The following is an 18,495-nucleotide window of genomic DNA, read 5'->3' as shown; positions in this document are numbered from 1 at the left end:
CTGTTCAGTTATGGTAACTCTTTAACGTTATAGTAAAGTAAAATGAAAGATAAATATAATATCGTTTATTTATTTCAATCCATAAAAAAAATTTATGAATAAGTAATCAAGTGATATGATGATATTTATTGATTGAATATTCTTTCATTGAAAAGGAGGGGCTATTATTGGATGAAAAAGATTGGCATATATTAACTACGCTTCATGAGGAGAAGAATATAACGAAGTCAGCACAACGGCTTTATATTTCGCAGCCAGCGCTAACATATCGATTACAACAGTTGGAAAAAGAATTTGATACTAAAATCGTCTCTAGAGGAAAAAAAGGAGTCGAATTCACGGTAAAAGGAGAATTTCTTGTCCAATATGCACATGAAATGCTTTATCAGTTACGAAAGACGAAAGAGCATGTTTTAAATATGGATAATACCGTAAAAGGTACATTGCGATTAGGTGTTTCCGGCCTATTTGCTCGATATGAACTTCCATCCTTATTAAAAGAATTTTTAGCAGTATACCCGGATGTCGAGGTGAATTTAAAAACAGGATGGAGTTCCGATATTCATCAATTGCTCCAAAAAGAAGAATCGCATATCGGAATTGTAAGAGGCGATTATAACTGGAAGGAAAATAAGATATTATTACATGAAGAAAAGATTTGTATTGCTTCTAGTAAAAAGGTAGACTTTGAGGATCTTCCTTTCTTGCCAAGAGTGAATTATCAGACGGACCAATCGCTAAAAAATACAATTGAAAACTGGTGGCAGGAAACGTATTCGGCTCCACCAATGATTTCGATGGAAGTAGATCGGTTAGATACATGCAAGGAACTTGTACTAAATGGTCTAGGATACGCTATTCTGCCGGAGATTTGTATTAATAATGATGAGGAATTGTATATTGCACCTATTCTATTAAATGAGAATAGATATTTACTAAGAAATACGTGGATATATTATCGGGATGTTACACTTGAGTTAGCTCAAGTAAAAGCATTTATTGATTTTCTGAATGATTCAAAGCAGGGTGAATAAAAGACTAAGAAAGATCAATACTTAAAATGAATCCACATAGTGAAATCTACCTATTAGTAAATCAAATAGTTTTTTCTGCATATTATTTCCAAGTGGCTATAAATGAGAAATATTGTGAACACTAGCTTTGCATTGTTTCTAACACAAAAACGCATTTTTAAAACGCCCACTGTTTCGTCAAGTGGGCGTTATTTGGTGCTTGCCTAGTAAAATATGCTAATTGTCGTCAATTGTCAGAATTGTTCTTACACCAGGACTTTTTCCAGAACCTCCTCTACCATCTTGATCCGCTGACCGCTCTCCCCATCGAAGAAGTGAGCACAATCCATCTCAAAGCCAAAGCTCCTTCACTGCACGGCCGTTCCGAGCAAAAAGCCCATTCAGCGGTTACTCGATGAACGGGCTTTGAATTATAATGAATTTTTTCTAACATAGGTGACACCTCTCCATTCATTTCTACTGAATTGTCTCCGTTGAACTCATAATTGCGTAAATCTAAAACTCCATTCTCTGCTTTTGGTGTAATCGTTTTGTCTTGCACTAGAATGGAATTCAAGGCAAATGCACTTATTAGTAATATCCCAATAATAGTGATGATTTTTATATAGTTTTTTTCATGCTGTTTTTCCTTAGATTTAAGTTATTTGATATGTTGATTGTATGTGGAAATACTGCTTTATACAATATCCTTTTAATAACAGTCACCTTGTTAAATCCTATTTCTTCAAAAAGGATTTAGTCCCTGTGTAAGATGCAATTCAGACACTATTCCGAATTGTTTTTGAGTTGTGTCTCACACAGGGACATTTTTTATTTATAGCCTAAACGGTTACAGATGCAAATATCCTGGCATATCTTGTTACAACGCCTTTATAACGGAACTTTTAAAAAGAAGGGAAATGATTTTGAGAGTAAATAAGATAGCTATAAAAGGGTCCTTATTAATCATGTTTTTGGTTATGATTTCGGGATGTGGAATTAGGCAATTTCAAGAATCTTACACATTGACAATTGGACACCTAGGTGAAAATAGGATTGAAGAGGTTACTGATACATTTACGTTAGAAGAACAAGTTTCTTTCGAATTGGACGGCAACAAAGAAATAGGGTCACCAATAAAAATTTTAGTCATCAAGCATGATGGAGATGTGGAAAACATTTATTACAGCTACGATGAAGAAATCGATCCTACATGGGCTTGGGTGCAATATACTATTACTCCTTTTGAAGAGGCTGGTAATTATACAATTAAAGTGTTCAATTCCGAAAACAAGCTGTTAGGAAAAGGAGATTTTACAGTAAATTAATTAGTAAATAAAGAAGTATTTTCCTATAGGAAATATTGTTAAGAGTTTGGCATCACTAAAAATTCAGCTCTTTTAATACGGCCGATTCAATCATAGTGTATTCTATTCTAAAACGGGTTCAACTACATCTATAGCAAGAAGGTTCACTTAAATAGTTATCTATTTGATTATGGTAGTCTGCTCCATCTACTTCAAATAGACTTCCAATAGCTAAAAATAGAATTTTTGAACATTACCCCACACCCGTAACAATTGTGTCTTACACAGAGACAACACACTAATACAAAAAAAGCAGCCATATATTTCTGGCTGCTTTCTCTATTCTAAAACAGTATACTAAACAATATTAAATATTGAATTCTAGTCTATTGTCAGAATCGTTTCTTACACAGGGACGAATTTATTTCTCAAACAGTAAAACGGTCTGGTGCTACTTTCTTTTTAATTTTCATTGCAATAATATATACTGCGATGGAAACTAATAGAGATTGAACAGCAGGTAATCCCATTGGGCTAATATATTGTGTGATATAACCTACAATAATCCCCGCGATTACTGCGATAGTAGCCATCCAGTTCCAACCCGGGATGTCTTTCCATTCCTGTCTGCGAATGAAGAAAAAGTCACCCATCATAACACCTGCAATTGCTGGGTACAATAGTGCCGTTAAGTATAAGAAGTCCTCGAAATATTGTAAAATACCCATTAATGCGATGATGATTGCGATTATTGTCCCAATTAATGTAAGAATAGCACGCCCTTTACCAGAATTTACATTTAATACGTTAGCTAGCGCAAGACCCATACTATAATTGTTTACTAGCTGAGACGTCCAAGTTGCTAACCAAAGAATAAGAAAGCCCCATACCGGAAAGCCAAGATTCATCATGACATTAACAATATCCGGATCTCCAATTCCAACAGACATAATAGCTCCTACTATAAATAACGGAAATCCAATTAGGACGATACCACTTGGGATAATCCAGTTGTCTCTCCAAGTTGGTTTTGCGTAACGTGTATAGTCAGATGCGATTACCCATTGTGAAACATTTACACCAATAACTAAACTGATAGCAGCAAAAATAGTCATTGTAGGTTCAGGATTCCAAGAAGTTATTGTTTCCCACCCTGTGTTTTTCAAAGCAAGGTAAATCCCACCGATGATCAAAATAAGTCCGGATGGTACAGCAAGATAGTCAGTCCATTTCATCGAACCATAACCTATGATAGAAGGTGCTGCGAATAATAGTCCGGCAATAGTTGTTACAATTGCCCATCCAATCCAATTCGTTTCATAATCGATACCAAACATGGCAGACATCGCATTACCAGCAACTGCAGTTTGTAGCGCCCACCAACCAAGGGATACAACAAATATCGTTAATCCAACGATCACCTTTGCTTGAAGGGATCCGAAACTTGTTTTTGCAATAACGGAAGAGGATCTACCTGTTTTTGCACCAATATATCCTTGTAAAGTGTTACCAACCCATTGAAATCCGAATAGTGCAATGATTAGAATAAAAAGTATTTTGCTTAAGCCAAAGCTAGCAGTTAATGCTGCTCCTACCATCAATACCGGAATCGTAAACTCCAGTCCACCGAATATCATCGCTGGTGTAATCCAATGCTGACGATCTTTTTCCGGAATAGCTGTTAAGGCAGGATCGTTTCCTAAAAATGATGTTTTTTCTTCCGATTTATAATTCTCCATTTATAACACCCCTTTTTTATGGGGGCTATTATCCCCCCATTATTTATTAACCCTTTACTAACGCAAATACTAATTCCACTGGCTCGTCTCCATCATTTATACACCAATGCTGTTCACCCGCTGGGATCAGTGACGCTTCTCCCGCACTTATTTCATAAGGCTCTCCACCAGATACACCTCGCAGAGTTCCTTTTAGCATATAAGAGTATTCTTGCTCCTCATGTGCATTCGTTCCTTCTTTAGGCAATCTTTCTCCTACTGGGACAGTTACAAATCCAAACTTCACTTCTGTATTTGGATATTGATCATGGAATAAGTTTTGCACAATTTCGTTTGTTACTTGTACTGTTTGTTTTTTCATTTCAATAATCTCCTTTAATTTAGCTTCTTCCAGGTAATTCTTGATATTCGAATGTCTCTTCATTTACCTCTACTAAGAAATACTGGCGAGCCTCTTCTGCTGTAAAGTAACCATTTTTTACGTCTGACGCAACTTGAGCAGCAGAGCGCTCTAGTGGATCTCCGTAACCACCGCCAGTTCCAGTCATCAGTTGAACGACATCATTTGTATTCAACTTGTAACGTGGATAAACTCCGAAAGGACCGTCTACTTCGCCTGTAGATTTTTTCACGTAAAATTCATTTGGAGAACCTTGATGTCCTTTATCAATTCCCCAAGGCAAAAACTTATTACGACCAAATGTCACTGTTACCGCTTGTCCATCGGAAAGTGCGCGGTAGGAGCGAATAACACCTTTCCCCCCAACAAATTTTCCTGCACCTGCTCCATTACCATCTTGTCGAAGGCTATATTCGTCGAGCAATACTCCATACCTAGTCTCCGCAACTTCTACAGGTACATTGTACGTTTCCCCATCAGAAAAACAGAATTGTCCAGAAGCACCGTCTTTATCGATTGAACCTCCCCAACCTCCTACAGATGGTTCTACAATTAGAAATGGTTCTTCGGTATCTTGATGGTTTCCTGATAATGTTACAGCACATATCGATAAAAATTGCCCCGCATTCAAGCGAGTAGGAATATGAGGAGCCATTGCTTTCCAAACTAAATCTAAGCTACCAAGTAGTGTTTCAAAATAATTTGAAACAGGAACTGGTCGTTCTGCTGACATGATAGATTTTGGATCCACCATGATTTTTAATGGTCGAAATACCCCATCATTTACGTCTTGCTCAGGGTTTGTAATGGCTAGGAAGATTGCACGGACAGCAGATACAAGTCCCGTATAAGAACAGTTCATCGGACCAGGAACCTGCGGTGAGCTTCCTCTAAAATCACATATAAACTCATCATCCGTTATAGTAACCTTTACTTTAATAGGGAAAGGTCCATTCCCAATCCCGTCTGTATCAATAAAGTCCTCCGCATAGAAATCACCTTTTGGAAGTTTCTTCAACTCTTGACGAGAAATAGCTTCCCCATGATCTAAGTGATATTCTATAGCGGCTAGGATAGTTTCTATAGAATGCTTTTCACATAATTCTCTTACTCGTTTATCTCCTGTTCGAAGAGCAGCTACTTGAGCAAACATATCTCCTAATGATAAGTCAGGGAATCGAACATTAGAGCGGATAATTTCTACTATTCCTTCATTTAATTTCCCTTCGTCATAAAGCTTAATGCAGGAAAATTGAAGCCCCTCCTGAAAGATATCTACTGAATCATTTGTAAAGGAACCAGGGTCTTTTCCACCTACTTCAGTCCAGTGAGCTTTGTTTGCAGAAAAAGCTACAAGCTCACCTTGATAGAAAATTGGCATTACAAGACCTACATCTGATAGATGGGAGCCCCCTCCCTGATAAGGATCATTAATAATAATGATATCTCCCTCTTTTAATTTCTCCCCAGGGTATTTCCTTAATGTTTCTTTTACCATAAACGTCAGCATACCAATGAACCCCGTTACACCATTTCCCTGTGTTAATAGATTCCCATGTGCATCTGTTAAGCCACTTGCATAATCCAGTACTTCATAAATAATTGGACTCATAGAAGTACGTGCTAATGCAACGAACATCTCATCTCCTGCGGATAATAGAGAGTCTTTTACAATCTCAAGTGTGAATGGATCTAGTTTAGTTGTTGTCATCTTAGTTTTCCTCCTTCTCAATGATAATGTTGCCGTAATCATCTAGATAGAGTTTTTGCTGCTTATATATAACCGTTACAGCAGCTTTTTCTTCCACGATTGCTGGACCTTGTACAACTTCACCAGGTGGTAATTTATCACGATCGTAAATTGGGGTATCCACCCAACCATCCTCTTCGTAATACACATTTCTATTTTCTTTTTTCGCTTCTTCTAATGTTCCTACACGCTCTAATTTTTTTAGCTTTGGCTTAGGAACTTTACCGAAGGCAGTTACATGAATATTAACTATTTCTGTTTGGGATTCTGGTAGATTGAACGTAAAATTCTTCTCATGCAATTGGTGGAAAGCCTCAATTGCTTGTAGTTTTTCCAACTCTGACCAATTCCCATTAGAAACAGGTACCTTCACTGTATGCTCTTGCCCTAAATAGCGCATATCAGCAAAGCGTTGGAATTCTACATTACTCGCTTCCATCCCCTCTTCATCAAAGTGATGGAATGCATTTTTTTCAATTTCTGCCCATTGCTGATTAATCTCTTCTATTGTCAATTCATTCATACGTTTGATATACGTTTGGATATAATCATGTCGAAGATCTGTCATCAACATTCCCCAAGCAGAAAATACTGGTGATGCAACAGGGATAACTACTTTCTTCACCCCTAGTTCCAAAGCAAGTGCTGGTGCATGCATAGATCCTCCACCACCAAATGCGAGCAAGGTGAAATCTTGCGGATTATGTCCTTTTCGAATAGAGATTAGTTTTAAAGCATTTAACATATTTGAGTTTGCAATACGAATAATACCGAGTGCCGCTTCCTCTGCTGACATCTGAAAATGATCTCCAATTTTTAAAGAAATAGCTGACTTCACTTTTTCTAAATTAACGTCATAATCGAAATTGGAAGAGGAAAGTCTACCTGTTACGAGATTTGCATCAGTAGTCGTTGGTTCCGTTCCCCCTTGACCATATGCAACAGGACCAGGACTTGCACCCGCTGACTGTGGACCAACCTTCAAGGAACCTGCCTCATCAATCCATGCAATAGAACCTCCGCCATTTCCAATTTCCACGATATCTACAACTGGCGTTTTTATTGGGTATCCTGCATTTCGGCTATCTTTTTCGATATAATAGTCAGTCGAAACTTTTACTTCCCCATTTTCGATAAGCGAACATTTTGCCGTTGTCCCTCCAATGTCGAAGGCAATGATATTCTTTTCGCCAATTATTTCTCCTAATACGGCTGCACCAAGGATTCCTGCCACAGGTCCGGACTCTACCATATTAATAGGAGATTCCTTCGCTTTTTCAAACTTGGTCGTTCCTCCGTTGGACTGCATAATATAACGCTGCTCAATTTTAACTTGTTCGAATAATTTTCGCTCCAAATTATCAATATATGTTGTCGCAGCTGGTTGTACATATGCATTCAATACAGCGGTATTCGTTCTTTCGTATTCCCTCCATTCTTGTGTAATATCACTAGATGCAGTTACTTTCACTTCTGGCCAAATCTCTTTAATTAATTGAACAGTTTGTTTTTCATGGGAAGGATTCACATACGAATGAAGATACGAAACCGCAATCGCTTCTACTCCTTCTGCTTTAAAATATTCAACTGCCTCTTTCACTTCATCCATGTTTAATTGTTCTAAAACTTCCCCTTTGTAGTTCAATCGTTCACTTACTTCCTTGCGTAAATAACGTTCCACAAATGGTTTAGGCTTATCATATTTAACATTGAATAAATCTGGTCGATTACCTCGAGCAATTTCGAGTACATCCCGGAAGCCTTTCGTTGTAATTAGTGCCGTTTTAGCACCTTTTCTTTCTGTTAAAGAATTAATGATTACGGTAGTACCATGTATGAACATTGTTAGCGGATACTTATCTACTCCGCTTTTCTTAATAACATCCAATACGCCCTCTTCAAAATGGGGAGGTGTCGTATTACTTTTTGCAATTCCAAAATTTCCATTATCATCTACATATACTAAATCTGTAAACGTGCCGCCTATATCAGTAGCAACTCTCACATTGATCACACTCCTATTTAGTTAAAATATAATTGGGGTTAAGACACTTAACACGACCGATTCTGTCTCAAGTGGGTTCTCCCATTGGTGATTAAAACTAGAAGGGAAATGAATAGTATCCCCTTCATACAAATGAAACTTCTCATTATTAATATAAAAAACAACTTCACCAGCTAACACAAAATAAAACTCTTCTCCATTGTGGCTATAAGGATGATCTTCCTTCATATTAGGTGGCAATGTCACAGTCAATGGCTCCAGCTTTCGGCCTGCAAATGTTCCAGACATTCTTGTATAAATCTGACTTCCTAAATTTGTCGTAAAACTATGCTGATCCTCCTTCCGAACAACAAACCGTTGATGATCATTACTTTCAAGAAAAAAATAGTTCATATGAATATTCAATGCATCCGATATTTTCTTTAAAGAGGTAATCGATAAAGAGGAAGCACCTCGTTCAATTTGGGATAAAAAGCTTAAAGAAAGACCTGTCTGTTCACTTAAATCCTTTAGTGTTAAATTTTTCTCTTGTCTTAACTCCTTGATCTTAAGATGAATATCATCCATTCAAACACCCCTTATGAAATTACAGTATATGTGTAATGATTATGAATATAACATAAAAGTTAAGCGAATGGAATGACTATTTATAATTTTCAGTTAATAATTTTCGAGGTTTATAGAATTACTGATGATTTATTGGAGTATAAAGGAAGGTAATGGTTTCTCATTGAATTCCGAAATGCTAAAAAATCGGTTGTCCAACATTTTTAGAGAAAAAAGTGCTTTTATTATTAATTGGAATACTATAGAATTGCATCTTACACAGGGACAGAACTTCTACACAGGGACGTATTTACATAATCGCCCAAGTATTACCAGATGTTTTCTCTTTTCTAAAACAGTATGCTAAACATTATTAAAGAGCGAATTGCAGCTAATTGTCGAAAATTTGTAGAATTGTTTCTTACACAGGGACATTTTAGGGTATAGATAACGTAAAAGGCTTTAGGAGGAAAATATGAACACGACGGAACCATACTATATTACAGAATCTAAGAGAATGTGCGAAGTGGCCGGGATGGATCCGAATGAGATATCGAGACCGAAGAATTTTTTAAGCGAGGTTGAGTTTGAACAGAAGCGAAAATCTTATAGTGAAATCCTTTCAGTAGTGCGTTTTTTCTCGAATAAGTTACTAGATTCCTTAAAAGGCACACCGATACTTGTAGTTGTGTCGGATGCAGCTGGTTACCTTTTGGAAATTGAAGGGGATGAAACGATTAAGTCTACTATAGAACAATTTGGGATTATGCCTGGTAGCCTATTTGTCCAAGAGGATACAGGCACGAATGTTATTAGTTTATCACTGCAGCAAAGACATCCCATCAGTCTTATTGGCGAACATCATTACCACACTTTTCTTCATGAGATAGCTTGTTATGGGACGGCATTTCACTATACAGATGAAAACAACTTGCTCGGTAGTGTGTCTCTCATGATGCCTATCCAGTTTCAGAATCCCCTTTTCTTAACGATGTTAGCCCAAGTAGTCGATTCTATCGAAAGAGAATTATTATTACGAAAACAAAATAAGAAGCTTAATATTATGAATCAGATTATGTTAAGTAGAACAAGAAATGGAATTGTTATTACGGATGAGAACGGAATCACTACCGAGTTTAATAGTTTTGCTGAAAAAATTTCAAATAATAGCAGAGATTCGGTTATGGGGAGAAATATTCAGGAATCACATTTAACAGGGGCCTATTTTAAAGAAGTATTAGAACATGGAAAGATTTTTAAAAATGAGGAAATAAAATTTAGGGACGACACGGGCAATCTTATAGTCTGCCTTTTCGACGCCCAGCCAATTTATGAGGAAGATAAAATGATCGGGGCCTTTGGTCAGTTCAGAGACATCTCTGATCGTTACTTATTGCAGGAGAAATATAATTACTTAGCCTATCATGATGATTTAACAAATTTGTCCAACAGACGGCATATAAAAAAAGAGCTAGAAACCATTATCCGGGAAAATCATGCTGGTCATCATCGGAATTTGGCTCTCCTATTCATAGATCTCGATCGTTTTAAAATTATTAATGATAACTTTAGTCATTCTTATGGTGATAAATTTTTAATAGAAGTAAGTAAACGGTTACGTGGTTGCCTTGGAGAGCAGGATATACTTGCACGATTGGGGGGCGATGAGTTTATTTTCCTATTAAAAGATTTTGTTGATGTGGATTATGTCACAAAAAAAGCGAAAGAAATACTCCAGCTGTTTCAACAACCCTTTCACGTTGGGGAGAAAGAGTTGCATACAACCGCGAGTATTGGGGCTGCCATTTATCCTGACTATCCAATTACAATGGAACAACTTATGGTTTACGCAGATAATGCGATGTATCAGGCAAAATCACAAGGGAAAAATCGCTATGTCATGCATACCTCTGAATTATTAGATGTAATGATGGACGAATACATGCTCGAGGTCGATTTAAGAAGTGCACTTGAGAACAATCAGTTTGTTCTCCATTATCAGCCCCAAGTTAATAACAAAACCGGTCAACTGGTTGGATTTGAAGCGTTAATCCGCTGGCAACATCCGACGTTAGGACTAATACCTCCGGGAAAATTTATAAAACTGGCAGAAGAAAATGGATTGATCACCAAAATTGGAGAATGGGTTATAGATGAAGCCTGTTCACAGAACAAAAGATGGCAGAATGCTGGAATGACTCCGGTAAAAATGTCCGTTAATTTATCCACGCAGCAATTTCTTACAAAAGATCTCCTAATATTTATGGAAGAAATGCTAGAACGTAATGCTATCGACCCAGCATATGTAGTCGTGGAAATTACCGAATATATGGCAATGGAATACGAATACGCCATTGACGTTTTAAAACAGTTAAAAGCTCTCGGATTCGGTATCAGTATTGATGATTTTGGGACAGGCTATAGCTCGCTCAATTATCTAAAAAACTTTCCGATTGACTATATTAAGATCGACAAATCCTTCGTGGAAGGATTAATGAATAATGAGAAGGATTCCGTCATTGTAAAAGCAATTATCTCATTAGCACACAACCTACATAAGGAAGTGATTGCTGAGGGGGTTGAAACAAAGGAACAGCTTGACTTTCTAAAAAGTCATCAGTGTGATATCACACAGGGTTATTTCTTTAGCAAACCACTTCCAGCAGATGAAATTGAGAAAATTTATATTAAATAGGTCCCTGTGTAAGACACTATTCTGAATCGTTCCTTACACAGGGACATAATAGAAGGGAGAGAAAGGCAGTATGAAAACCACTTCATCCGTATTAGTAGCGAATTTTAAACATTGGGGAATTCATCATATTTTTGGCATTCCAGGAAAGGCAGTATCCCCTATATTATTCGAGATATTACACCATGAAATGGAGTTTGTATTAAGTAAACAGGAAGCCGCTGCAGGATTTGAAGCTTCCGGTTATGCCTTAATGAATCAAAAAATCGGGGTCGCAGTTGGTACGTCCGGCCCTGGCGGCACTAACCTGCTTACGGCAGCTGGCCAAGCTAAAGCTTCTAATCTTCCTCTGCTCATCATCACAGGGCATCCTTCAATGAAAGATACTGGAAAAGCCATGGGACAAGACTCAAGTCTATTTGGCACTGATCTTGTAGATATGTTCAAATCCGTCACTAAGTTTAGTGCACGGGTAGAACGAGGCGATATGCTACAGCCGTTCTTACAGCATGCCCTGGAAAAAGCGTTATCCGGTGTTAAAGGTCCTGTCCATCTGTGTATTCCTTTTGATATTTTGTTAGAAGAAATCGAACCATTCCAACTCGATTTACCAGTGAACTATAAAATGATTTCCCCTAAAACGAGTGAAGTGATCGAAAAACTGAATATGGCCAAACGTCCCCTCCTATTCCTAGGTAAAGGTGTGCATTCGAGTAAAGCCTACGAAGAAGTGCAGCATCTTGCAGAGCATTGGAACATCCCAGTCATCACCACTCCAGGTGGAAAAGGTGTATTTCCCTCCAATCACATGCTTTCATTGGGAGCATTCGGTTTGGGGGGTACAGTAGAAGCGACCGAGTACTTACAGGAGAAAGTTGATCTACTCCTCGTCATCGGTTCAAGTCTTAGTGATATGTCTCTTGCTGGTTTTTCAAAAGCAATGTATCCGGAGCAAGTCATTCACTTCGATTATGACCCAACCTTTATCGGTAAATCGATTCAAGTTCCAACTACTCCAGTACTTGGCGATATAAAAGCGAATCTAACATTAATTTTAAAGGACATATCGAAAACGGATAGCGAATCTTTTTTAACACCCATAAAGTTGATCCAACTGGAGGAGAACAATCCCGGAGAACGAGTGTCTGCAATCCAAGCAATACATGCGATGCGTTATGCGCTACCAGATGACGCGATTATTTTTGGAGATGATGGAAGCCACTCTTTTTACGGTATCAAACACTTTGACATATACAAGCCTGGGACTTTCTTCTTTGATGATATATTCGGTGCAATGGGCAACGGAATTGGCTTTTCCATCGGTGCAAAATTAGCTGCCCCTAAAGAAACGATTGTGTGCTTAGTCGGAGATGGATGTATGTTCATGCATGGTACGGAGCTTTCAACTGCGTACAATTATAACTCCGCTGTCCTGTTCATCGTTTTAAATAATGGACGATTAGATATGGTGGAAAAAGGAATGCAAAAAATGATTGGTACATCTATCGGCGGTGTATATAAGACCCCACTCAATGTACGCCTGTTTGCCGAATCGATGGGACTGGAAGCATACACCTGTCATAACTCTTTCGATTTGACTGATAGAATCAAAGAAACATTACTTAAGATCCAAGAAACAAACAAACCGATTGTCATTGAAGTATTAGTCGATGAAAACGAAATACCACCAACTATGGGGAGGCAATAAGATGGAAAACAACAAAAGATACGAGTCCGGTTTACATACAATGGAAGAATTATTTTCTCCAGAAGTACGAGCTGGCATGGAAGAAATGAAGAAAATTTCACCTGACTTTTGGCAGATGATTGTGTCTACTGGCTTTGGAGATATCTACTCTAGAGATACCCTTTCTCTCTCACAGCGGGAAATCATAACACTCACAACACTTATCACACAGGGAGCTTTCGATCAGCTGAAAGTACACTTACAGGCAGCTTTAAACGTAGGTCTGACAAAAGAAGAAATTATCGAAATCATTATTCACTGCGCAGGATACGTCGGTTTTCCAAAAGCAGTCCAGGCAATGGGTATCGCTGGGGAGATTTTTAAGGAAACGGAAGAAATATAAAAGGTCCCTGTGTACGAGACAATTCTGAATTGTTTCTTACACAGGGACCTTTTTGATGGATATATTAGGACGTTTCATCAGGAGTAAAGGAAAATACCAAATAACCCCCACCTCTTCATCAGGTGGGGGTTATTTTTAATGGTGAATTGCAGACTATTGTCAGAATAGTTCCTTACACAGGGGCGAATTACAAAGTTCCAGTCTTAATATTTGCGCTTGTAAGCTTTGCTTCTTTACGTTCTGATGACAATTTTAAAGTCATTAATGTGATTGCACCTATTACTAGTAGTCCAGCAATAATGAACATTCCAGTTGTAAATGCTACAGCTCCTAGGATCATTGGACCTACAAATCCACCCAATGCTGCGAATGAATTAACTACTGCTATTCCGACTGGAGCAGTGGAATCAGTAAAAAAGAAAGTTAAATATGCAAAGAAGCATCCAGTAAATCCATATAAGCCCGCAGATGTAATAGCAAGCATTAGAACCATCATAAAGACACTACTAGAAAATCCACATCCGATGAATCCTAAAACCGAAATTAGGAAACATACGAGTAAATGGTTTTTATACTCATTTGTTCTATCCGCATTCCACCCTACAAACAAAATAGCTGGAATTCCAACAAGAGATGGAATCATTGCTAACCAACCTATTTCCATATTTGTTGTAGCAGTTGCGGATAATGATTTAATAATCGTTGGCATCCAAAATGACAAACCATAGATTCCTGTATATGCAGCGAAGTAGAGTAAAGACAGCTTCCAAATTTTTGAGTCTTTTAACATTTCTAATTTAGATACTTTATTCACTTTCTTGCTTACTTGTCGCTCAGCTTCAAGCTCTCCTTCTAACCAATCCTTTTCGTCCTGTGTTAGCCATTTTGCATTTGCTGGTCGATTAGTCATATAAAATAGAACTACGACACCTAAAATTAGAGCAGGAATACCTTCTATTATAAACATCCATCTCCAACCAGACATATTTAACCAAGAGATATTGTCTAAAATCCATGTAGACAATGGTGCACCTATTAAACCGCCGATTGGTAAAGCTAGTATTAGTACTGCAGTTGCTTTTCCTCTTTCACGATTTCTGAACCAATATGTTAAATACAAAATAATCCCTGGGAAGAAACCTGCTTCAGCAACCCCCAATAAAAATCGAAGAATATACAATTGCGTAGTTGTTTGTGCAAATCCAGTTAGTATAACTACAATTCCCCATGTTAGCATAATGCGAGCAATCCAGATTTTCGGACCTACTTTATGCATAATCATATTACTAGGAACTTCGAAAAAGAAATAACCGATAAAGAAAATACCAGAAAGAAGTCCGAAGACCTCAGCAGTTAACGCTAATTCTGCGTTCATCTGTAAGGCTGCATAACCAAGATTAACTCGGTCTAAATAGGCAATAATGTATAAGATTAAGATAAATGGTAGGATACGCATCATTGTTTTACTTACAACTCTTTTTTCAAGTGCATTCACTGTTGGATTCATTAATAACTCTCCCCTTTGTAAAATATTTTCATAGTTCATTTCCCCATCCTAGTTGGTTTTAGTTCACATTTTCTAGAATTATTGCTATACCTTGACCCCCACCAATGCAAAGCGAAGCTAAACCATACCGTACATTTCTTTTCTTCATTTCAAGTGCCAATGAATACGTAATTCTTGTCCCACTTGCACCTACCGGGTGACCTAGAGCAACTGCTCCACCGTTAACGTTTACTTTGTCCATATCAAGACCTAACTCTTTTACAACCGCCAACGACTGAGCTGCAAATGCCTCATTTAATTCAAATAGACCGATATCCTTTAAAGTTAAACCAGCTTTTTCTAAAGCTTTTTTACTTGCTGGAACTGGTCCAATCCCCATAATTGAAGGGTCAACACCTGCTACACCCCACGAAACGATTTTAGCTAATGGCTTTAGCTTCTTATGCTCATTCACATAAGCTTCAGATGCAAGTAAAACTGCTGCTGCTCCATCATTAATACCACTTGCATTACCCGGTGTAACCGTTCCATCTTTTTTAAATGCAGGCTTTAGTTTAGCTAGCCCCTCCATTGATGCACCATCACGAATATATTCATCCGTATCAACAACTACATCGCCTTTTCTACCTTTAACCGTAACCGGTGCAATTTCCTCAGCAAATCGGCCGCTATCTCTAGCTTGTATAGCTCTTTCCTGTGACGTAACTGCAAATGCATCCTGTTCTTCACGGGAAATATCATATTTTACTGCTAGATTTTCAGCTGTCATTCCCATTCCACAACCAACATAGCTATCTGTTAAAGTATCCCAAAGCATATCTTCTACAAGAGGTGCTTTGTTTGGTGAACCGAAACGAGTCCCTCTTAAAACATGGGGAGCTAAACTCATACTTTCCGTACCTCCAGCAACAATTACATTCGCATCGCCAAGTGCGATCGATTGTGCACCTGAGACGATAGACTGCATACTAGATCCACAAAGTCGGTTAAGTGTAAGTGCACTGGATGATTCGAGCATTCCACTTTTCAGACCAATATGTCTCGCCAGATAAGCAGAATCCCCACTTGTTTGTATAATATTTCCGATAATAATTTCATCGATATCTGAAACCGGGATTCCGCTACGTTTAATAGCTTCCTTCGTCGCTACAACACCTAGATCTATATCACTTACATCCTTCAAAGAACCTCCAAAGCTTCCAAAAGCCGTTCTTGCACCATCTATAATATATGTTGTCATTTGTCATTCCCCCTACTTTAAATTACATTCCACCGGAAACGCTTAAGTGCTCGCCTGTAATCCCGCTTGCTTCATTTGCTGAAAGATATGAAACACCTGAGGCAACCTCTTCAGGTAATATAAGTCTGTTCATCGCCTGTTTTGGATAAAGGATTGTCGCCAATGCTTCCTGCTCTGTTTTACCAACCTCCATCAAATCATCTAATTGTCTTTGTAGTAGTGGTGTGCGAACAGGTCCTGGCAAAATAGAGTTAACGGTAATATTAAAAGGTGCTCCTTCTATGGCAGTCACACTTGTTACACCAATTACTCCATGCTTAGCTGCAACGTATGCAACCTTCTCGGGGCTGGCCAACTTCCCATGAACAGAAGATATATTAACAATTCTCCCAAACTCTTTTTCTTTCATAAACGGGAAAACATGCTTAGTCATTAAAAATACCCCCGTTAACATGACGCTTATTAGTAAATCCCACTTTTCTAAAGAAAATTCATCCACTGGTGCCCTATGCTGTAGTCCTGCATTATTAACTAGTACTTCAATAGATCCTCTTTCATCAATAATAGATTTAATGACCCTTTGAACATTATCTTCATCGGTCACGTCTAGTGCAATCCCTTTGGCGTTTTCTCCTAACTCACTTGCTACCTTATCTGCAGCCTCCTGATTAAGATCTGCTACAAAAACAAAGTCATTTTGAGAGACAAACTTTTTGGAAATAGCATAACCCAATCCACCCGCTCCCCCGGTTACAATTACTGTTCTTTGCTTACTCATGTAGTGACTCCTTCTTTTACCTTCAATTTAGAATGTGTAGTAAATAGGTGTTTAACCAATTTGACATCCGATCCATTACTGATCCATCTGATAATGCTAATTAATCTCTACTGGACTATTTAAATACTGCAGTTGATAACCTATCTTTTCACTTAATTCTTCTATTGAAATAGGCTCAAGCATTTCTACTACTCTAGGTCCTTCTTCTGTAAATTTAAAAACTGCATAATCAGACACAAACAAATCTACTCTGCGGATTCCACTTGTTTTATAAGTCAGTTTGTTCACTAACTTAGAAGTTCCATCTTTTGCAAATAAGGTAGCCGCAACTATTACTTTTTTAGCTCCAGTTACTAAGTCCATGGCTCCACCAACACCTAAGATTGGTTGGTTTGGAACTGCCCAGTTAGCAATTTCTCCGTTAATATCAACCTGCAGAATACCTAATACCGCAACATCTACATGCCCACCTCTTATCAATGCAAACGAATCAGCACTACTAAAAAAAGAAGCACTCTTCAAATAAGTTACTGGCTCTTTTCCCGCATTGATCAAATCGATATCTAAATTTTTTTCCGTCGCTAGAGGTCCCATTCCTAGTAAGCCGTTTTCAGTCTGCAAGAAAACCTCCTTATCCTCTAGGTACTCTGACACTAGTGTTGGTATACCTATTCCTAAATTGACTATTTGACCATCCTTTAATTCTTCTGCAATTCTTTTAGCAATAACATGTCTTTTATCTTGACTCAACATATTCACTCCCTACTTTGGAATACTTACTTTGAACAACATAATCCACGTATGCATGTGGTGTTACAATATATTCTGGATCCAGATCTCCCACTTCTACAATTTCATCTACTTCTGCAATGACAATTTTCCCGGCAGTGGCCATTGTTGGATTAAAATTTCTAGCTGTCGTATGGTAGACCAAATTCCCAAGCCGATCCGCTTTAGCCGCTTTAATAATTGCGACATCACCTTTAATCGCCTTTTCAAAAATATATCTTTCTCCATCAATTACTCGTTCTTCTTTGCCTTCTGCTAATTCGGTTCCAACAGCGGTCTTTGTATAAAAACCGCCAATTCCAGCTCCACCACAACGAATAGCTTCAGCTAATGTGCCTTGGGGTAATAATTCAATCTCCAATTCACCTTTAGACCATGCAATTACTGCTTCTCTATTAATAGAAAAGAAAGAACCAATTGCTTTTTTTATTTTTCCTTGGATAAATAGTTTATGTAAGCCCTGACCTAGGTCCCCCAAATTATTACTCACTACTGTTAAATCTGTAATATCTGTTTCTAAGAGTTCATCAATAATAGTTAGAGCAGTACCCGATAAACCAAAGCCTCCTGATAAAATCTGATTCCCACTTTTAAACAACGTTCGAATTTTATGCGATTCAATAACTTTATCCATTGTCA

16 protein-coding genes are annotated in these 18,495 nt (G+C 37.9%); 5 read left to right on the top strand and 11 right to left on the bottom strand.

Annotated elements, in window-relative coordinates; all coding sequences use genetic code 11:
• Positions 1-167: 167 nt before the first annotated feature.
• Positions 168-1,034, top strand: coding sequence for a LysR family transcriptional regulator (locus tag ACN6MX_RS02890; protein WP_419961184.1), 867 nt, complete (start codon positions 168-170; stop codon positions 1,032-1,034).
• Positions 1,035-1,308: 274 nt separating this feature from the next.
• Here the strand turns inward: ACN6MX_RS02890 and ACN6MX_RS02885 are convergent, their stop codons facing one another.
• A complete protein-coding gene (locus ACN6MX_RS02885) occupies positions 1,309-1,590 on the bottom strand; it encodes a hypothetical protein (RefSeq protein WP_419961183.1) in 282 nt (93 codons plus the stop codon).
• Between the two features lie 349 nt (positions 1,591-1,939).
• Here ACN6MX_RS02885 and ACN6MX_RS02880 point away from each other — a divergent pair, with 349 nt between their 5' ends.
• Complete coding sequence (locus ACN6MX_RS02880; RefSeq protein WP_419961182.1) at positions 1,940-2,341, top strand: hypothetical protein; 402 nt, start codon at positions 1,940-1,942, stop codon at positions 2,339-2,341.
• A gap of 407 nt (positions 2,342-2,748) precedes the next feature.
• On the opposite strand, the gene ACN6MX_RS02875 is transcribed toward ACN6MX_RS02880, so the two are convergent.
• From ACN6MX_RS02875 to ACN6MX_RS02855, 5 genes are read right to left on the bottom strand one after another with little or no spacing between them, the layout of a single operon-like run.
• A complete protein-coding gene (locus ACN6MX_RS02875; RefSeq protein ID WP_419961181.1) occupies positions 2,749-4,059 on the bottom strand; it encodes a purine-cytosine permease family protein in 1,311 nt (436 codons plus the stop codon).
• A gap of 46 nt (positions 4,060-4,105) precedes the next feature.
• Positions 4,106-4,420 (bottom strand): cupin domain-containing protein, encoded by a 315-nt coding sequence (locus ACN6MX_RS02870; protein WP_419961180.1) that lies wholly within the window; start codon positions 4,418-4,420, stop codon positions 4,106-4,108.
• A gap of 19 nt (positions 4,421-4,439) precedes the next feature.
• Positions 4,440-6,170 (bottom strand): hydantoinase B/oxoprolinase family protein, encoded by a 1,731-nt coding sequence (locus ACN6MX_RS02865; protein ID WP_419961179.1) that lies wholly within the window; start codon positions 6,168-6,170, stop codon positions 4,440-4,442.
• 1 nt (position 6,171) lies between these two features.
• The gene (locus ACN6MX_RS02860) at positions 6,172-8,214 is read right to left on the bottom strand and encodes a hydantoinase/oxoprolinase family protein (RefSeq protein ID WP_419961178.1); all 2,043 of its coding nucleotides are present in this window, start codon (positions 8,212-8,214) and stop codon (positions 6,172-6,174) included.
• Between the two features lie 21 nt (positions 8,215-8,235).
• On the bottom strand, positions 8,236-8,781 hold the full coding sequence (locus ACN6MX_RS02855) for a helix-turn-helix domain-containing protein (RefSeq protein ID WP_419961177.1): 546 nt from the start codon (positions 8,779-8,781) through the stop codon (positions 8,236-8,238).
• A 454-nt stretch (positions 8,782-9,235) separates the two neighbouring features.
• Here ACN6MX_RS02855 and ACN6MX_RS02850 point away from each other — a divergent pair, with 454 nt between their 5' ends.
• The 3 genes from ACN6MX_RS02850 to ACN6MX_RS02840 all read left to right on the top strand — a co-directional run bounded on the left by ACN6MX_RS02850 (position 9,236) and on the right by ACN6MX_RS02840 (position 13,542).
• Positions 9,236-11,455 (top strand): EAL domain-containing protein, encoded by a 2,220-nt coding sequence (locus ACN6MX_RS02850; protein ID WP_419961176.1) that lies wholly within the window; start codon positions 9,236-9,238, stop codon positions 11,453-11,455.
• Between the two features lie 70 nt (positions 11,456-11,525).
• A complete protein-coding gene (locus tag ACN6MX_RS02845; RefSeq protein ID WP_419961175.1) occupies positions 11,526-13,160 on the top strand; it encodes a thiamine pyrophosphate-binding protein in 1,635 nt (544 codons plus the stop codon).
• Between the two features lies 1 nt (position 13,161).
• Positions 13,162-13,542: a carboxymuconolactone decarboxylase family protein gene (locus tag ACN6MX_RS02840; protein WP_419961174.1), complete on the top strand. Its 381-nt coding sequence runs from the start codon at positions 13,162-13,164 to the stop codon at positions 13,540-13,542.
• Between the two features lie 187 nt (positions 13,543-13,729).
• On the opposite strand, the gene ACN6MX_RS02835 is transcribed toward ACN6MX_RS02840, so the two are convergent.
• From ACN6MX_RS02835 to ACN6MX_RS02815, 5 genes are all read right to left on the bottom strand, one after another.
• Positions 13,730-15,088 carry an MFS transporter gene (locus tag ACN6MX_RS02835; RefSeq protein WP_419961173.1) on the bottom strand — a complete coding sequence of 453 codons (1,359 nt, stop codon included), beginning with the start codon at positions 15,086-15,088 and terminating at the stop codon, positions 13,730-13,732.
• Positions 15,089-15,107: 19 nt separating this feature from the next.
• A complete protein-coding gene (locus tag ACN6MX_RS02830) occupies positions 15,108-16,289 on the bottom strand; it encodes an acetyl-CoA C-acetyltransferase (protein WP_419961172.1) in 1,182 nt (393 codons plus the stop codon).
• A gap of 22 nt (positions 16,290-16,311) precedes the next feature.
• Positions 16,312-17,067 carry a 3-hydroxybutyrate dehydrogenase gene (locus ACN6MX_RS02825; RefSeq protein WP_419961171.1) on the bottom strand — a complete coding sequence of 252 codons (756 nt, stop codon included), beginning with the start codon at positions 17,065-17,067 and terminating at the stop codon, positions 16,312-16,314.
• Between the two features lie 96 nt (positions 17,068-17,163).
• Entirely contained in the window at positions 17,164-17,820 is a 657-nt protein-coding gene (locus ACN6MX_RS02820) for a 3-oxoacid CoA-transferase subunit B (RefSeq protein ID WP_419961170.1), read from the bottom strand.
• On the bottom strand, positions 17,804-18,490 hold the full coding sequence (locus tag ACN6MX_RS02815; protein ID WP_419961169.1) for a CoA transferase subunit A: 687 nt from the start codon (positions 18,488-18,490) through the stop codon (positions 17,804-17,806). The genes ACN6MX_RS02820 and ACN6MX_RS02815 overlap by 17 nt, the downstream gene beginning before the upstream one ends.
• Positions 18,491-18,495 lie beyond the last annotated feature (5 nt).

It is taken from the genome of Psychrobacillus sp. BM2 (genome assembly GCF_048572895.1).
In the GTDB taxonomy this organism is placed as follows: Bacteria; Bacillota; Bacilli; order Bacillales_A; family Planococcaceae; genus Psychrobacillus.
The sequence above is the reverse complement of the archived record's forward strand: the minus strand, read 5'-3'. Positions and strand labels throughout refer to the sequence as shown.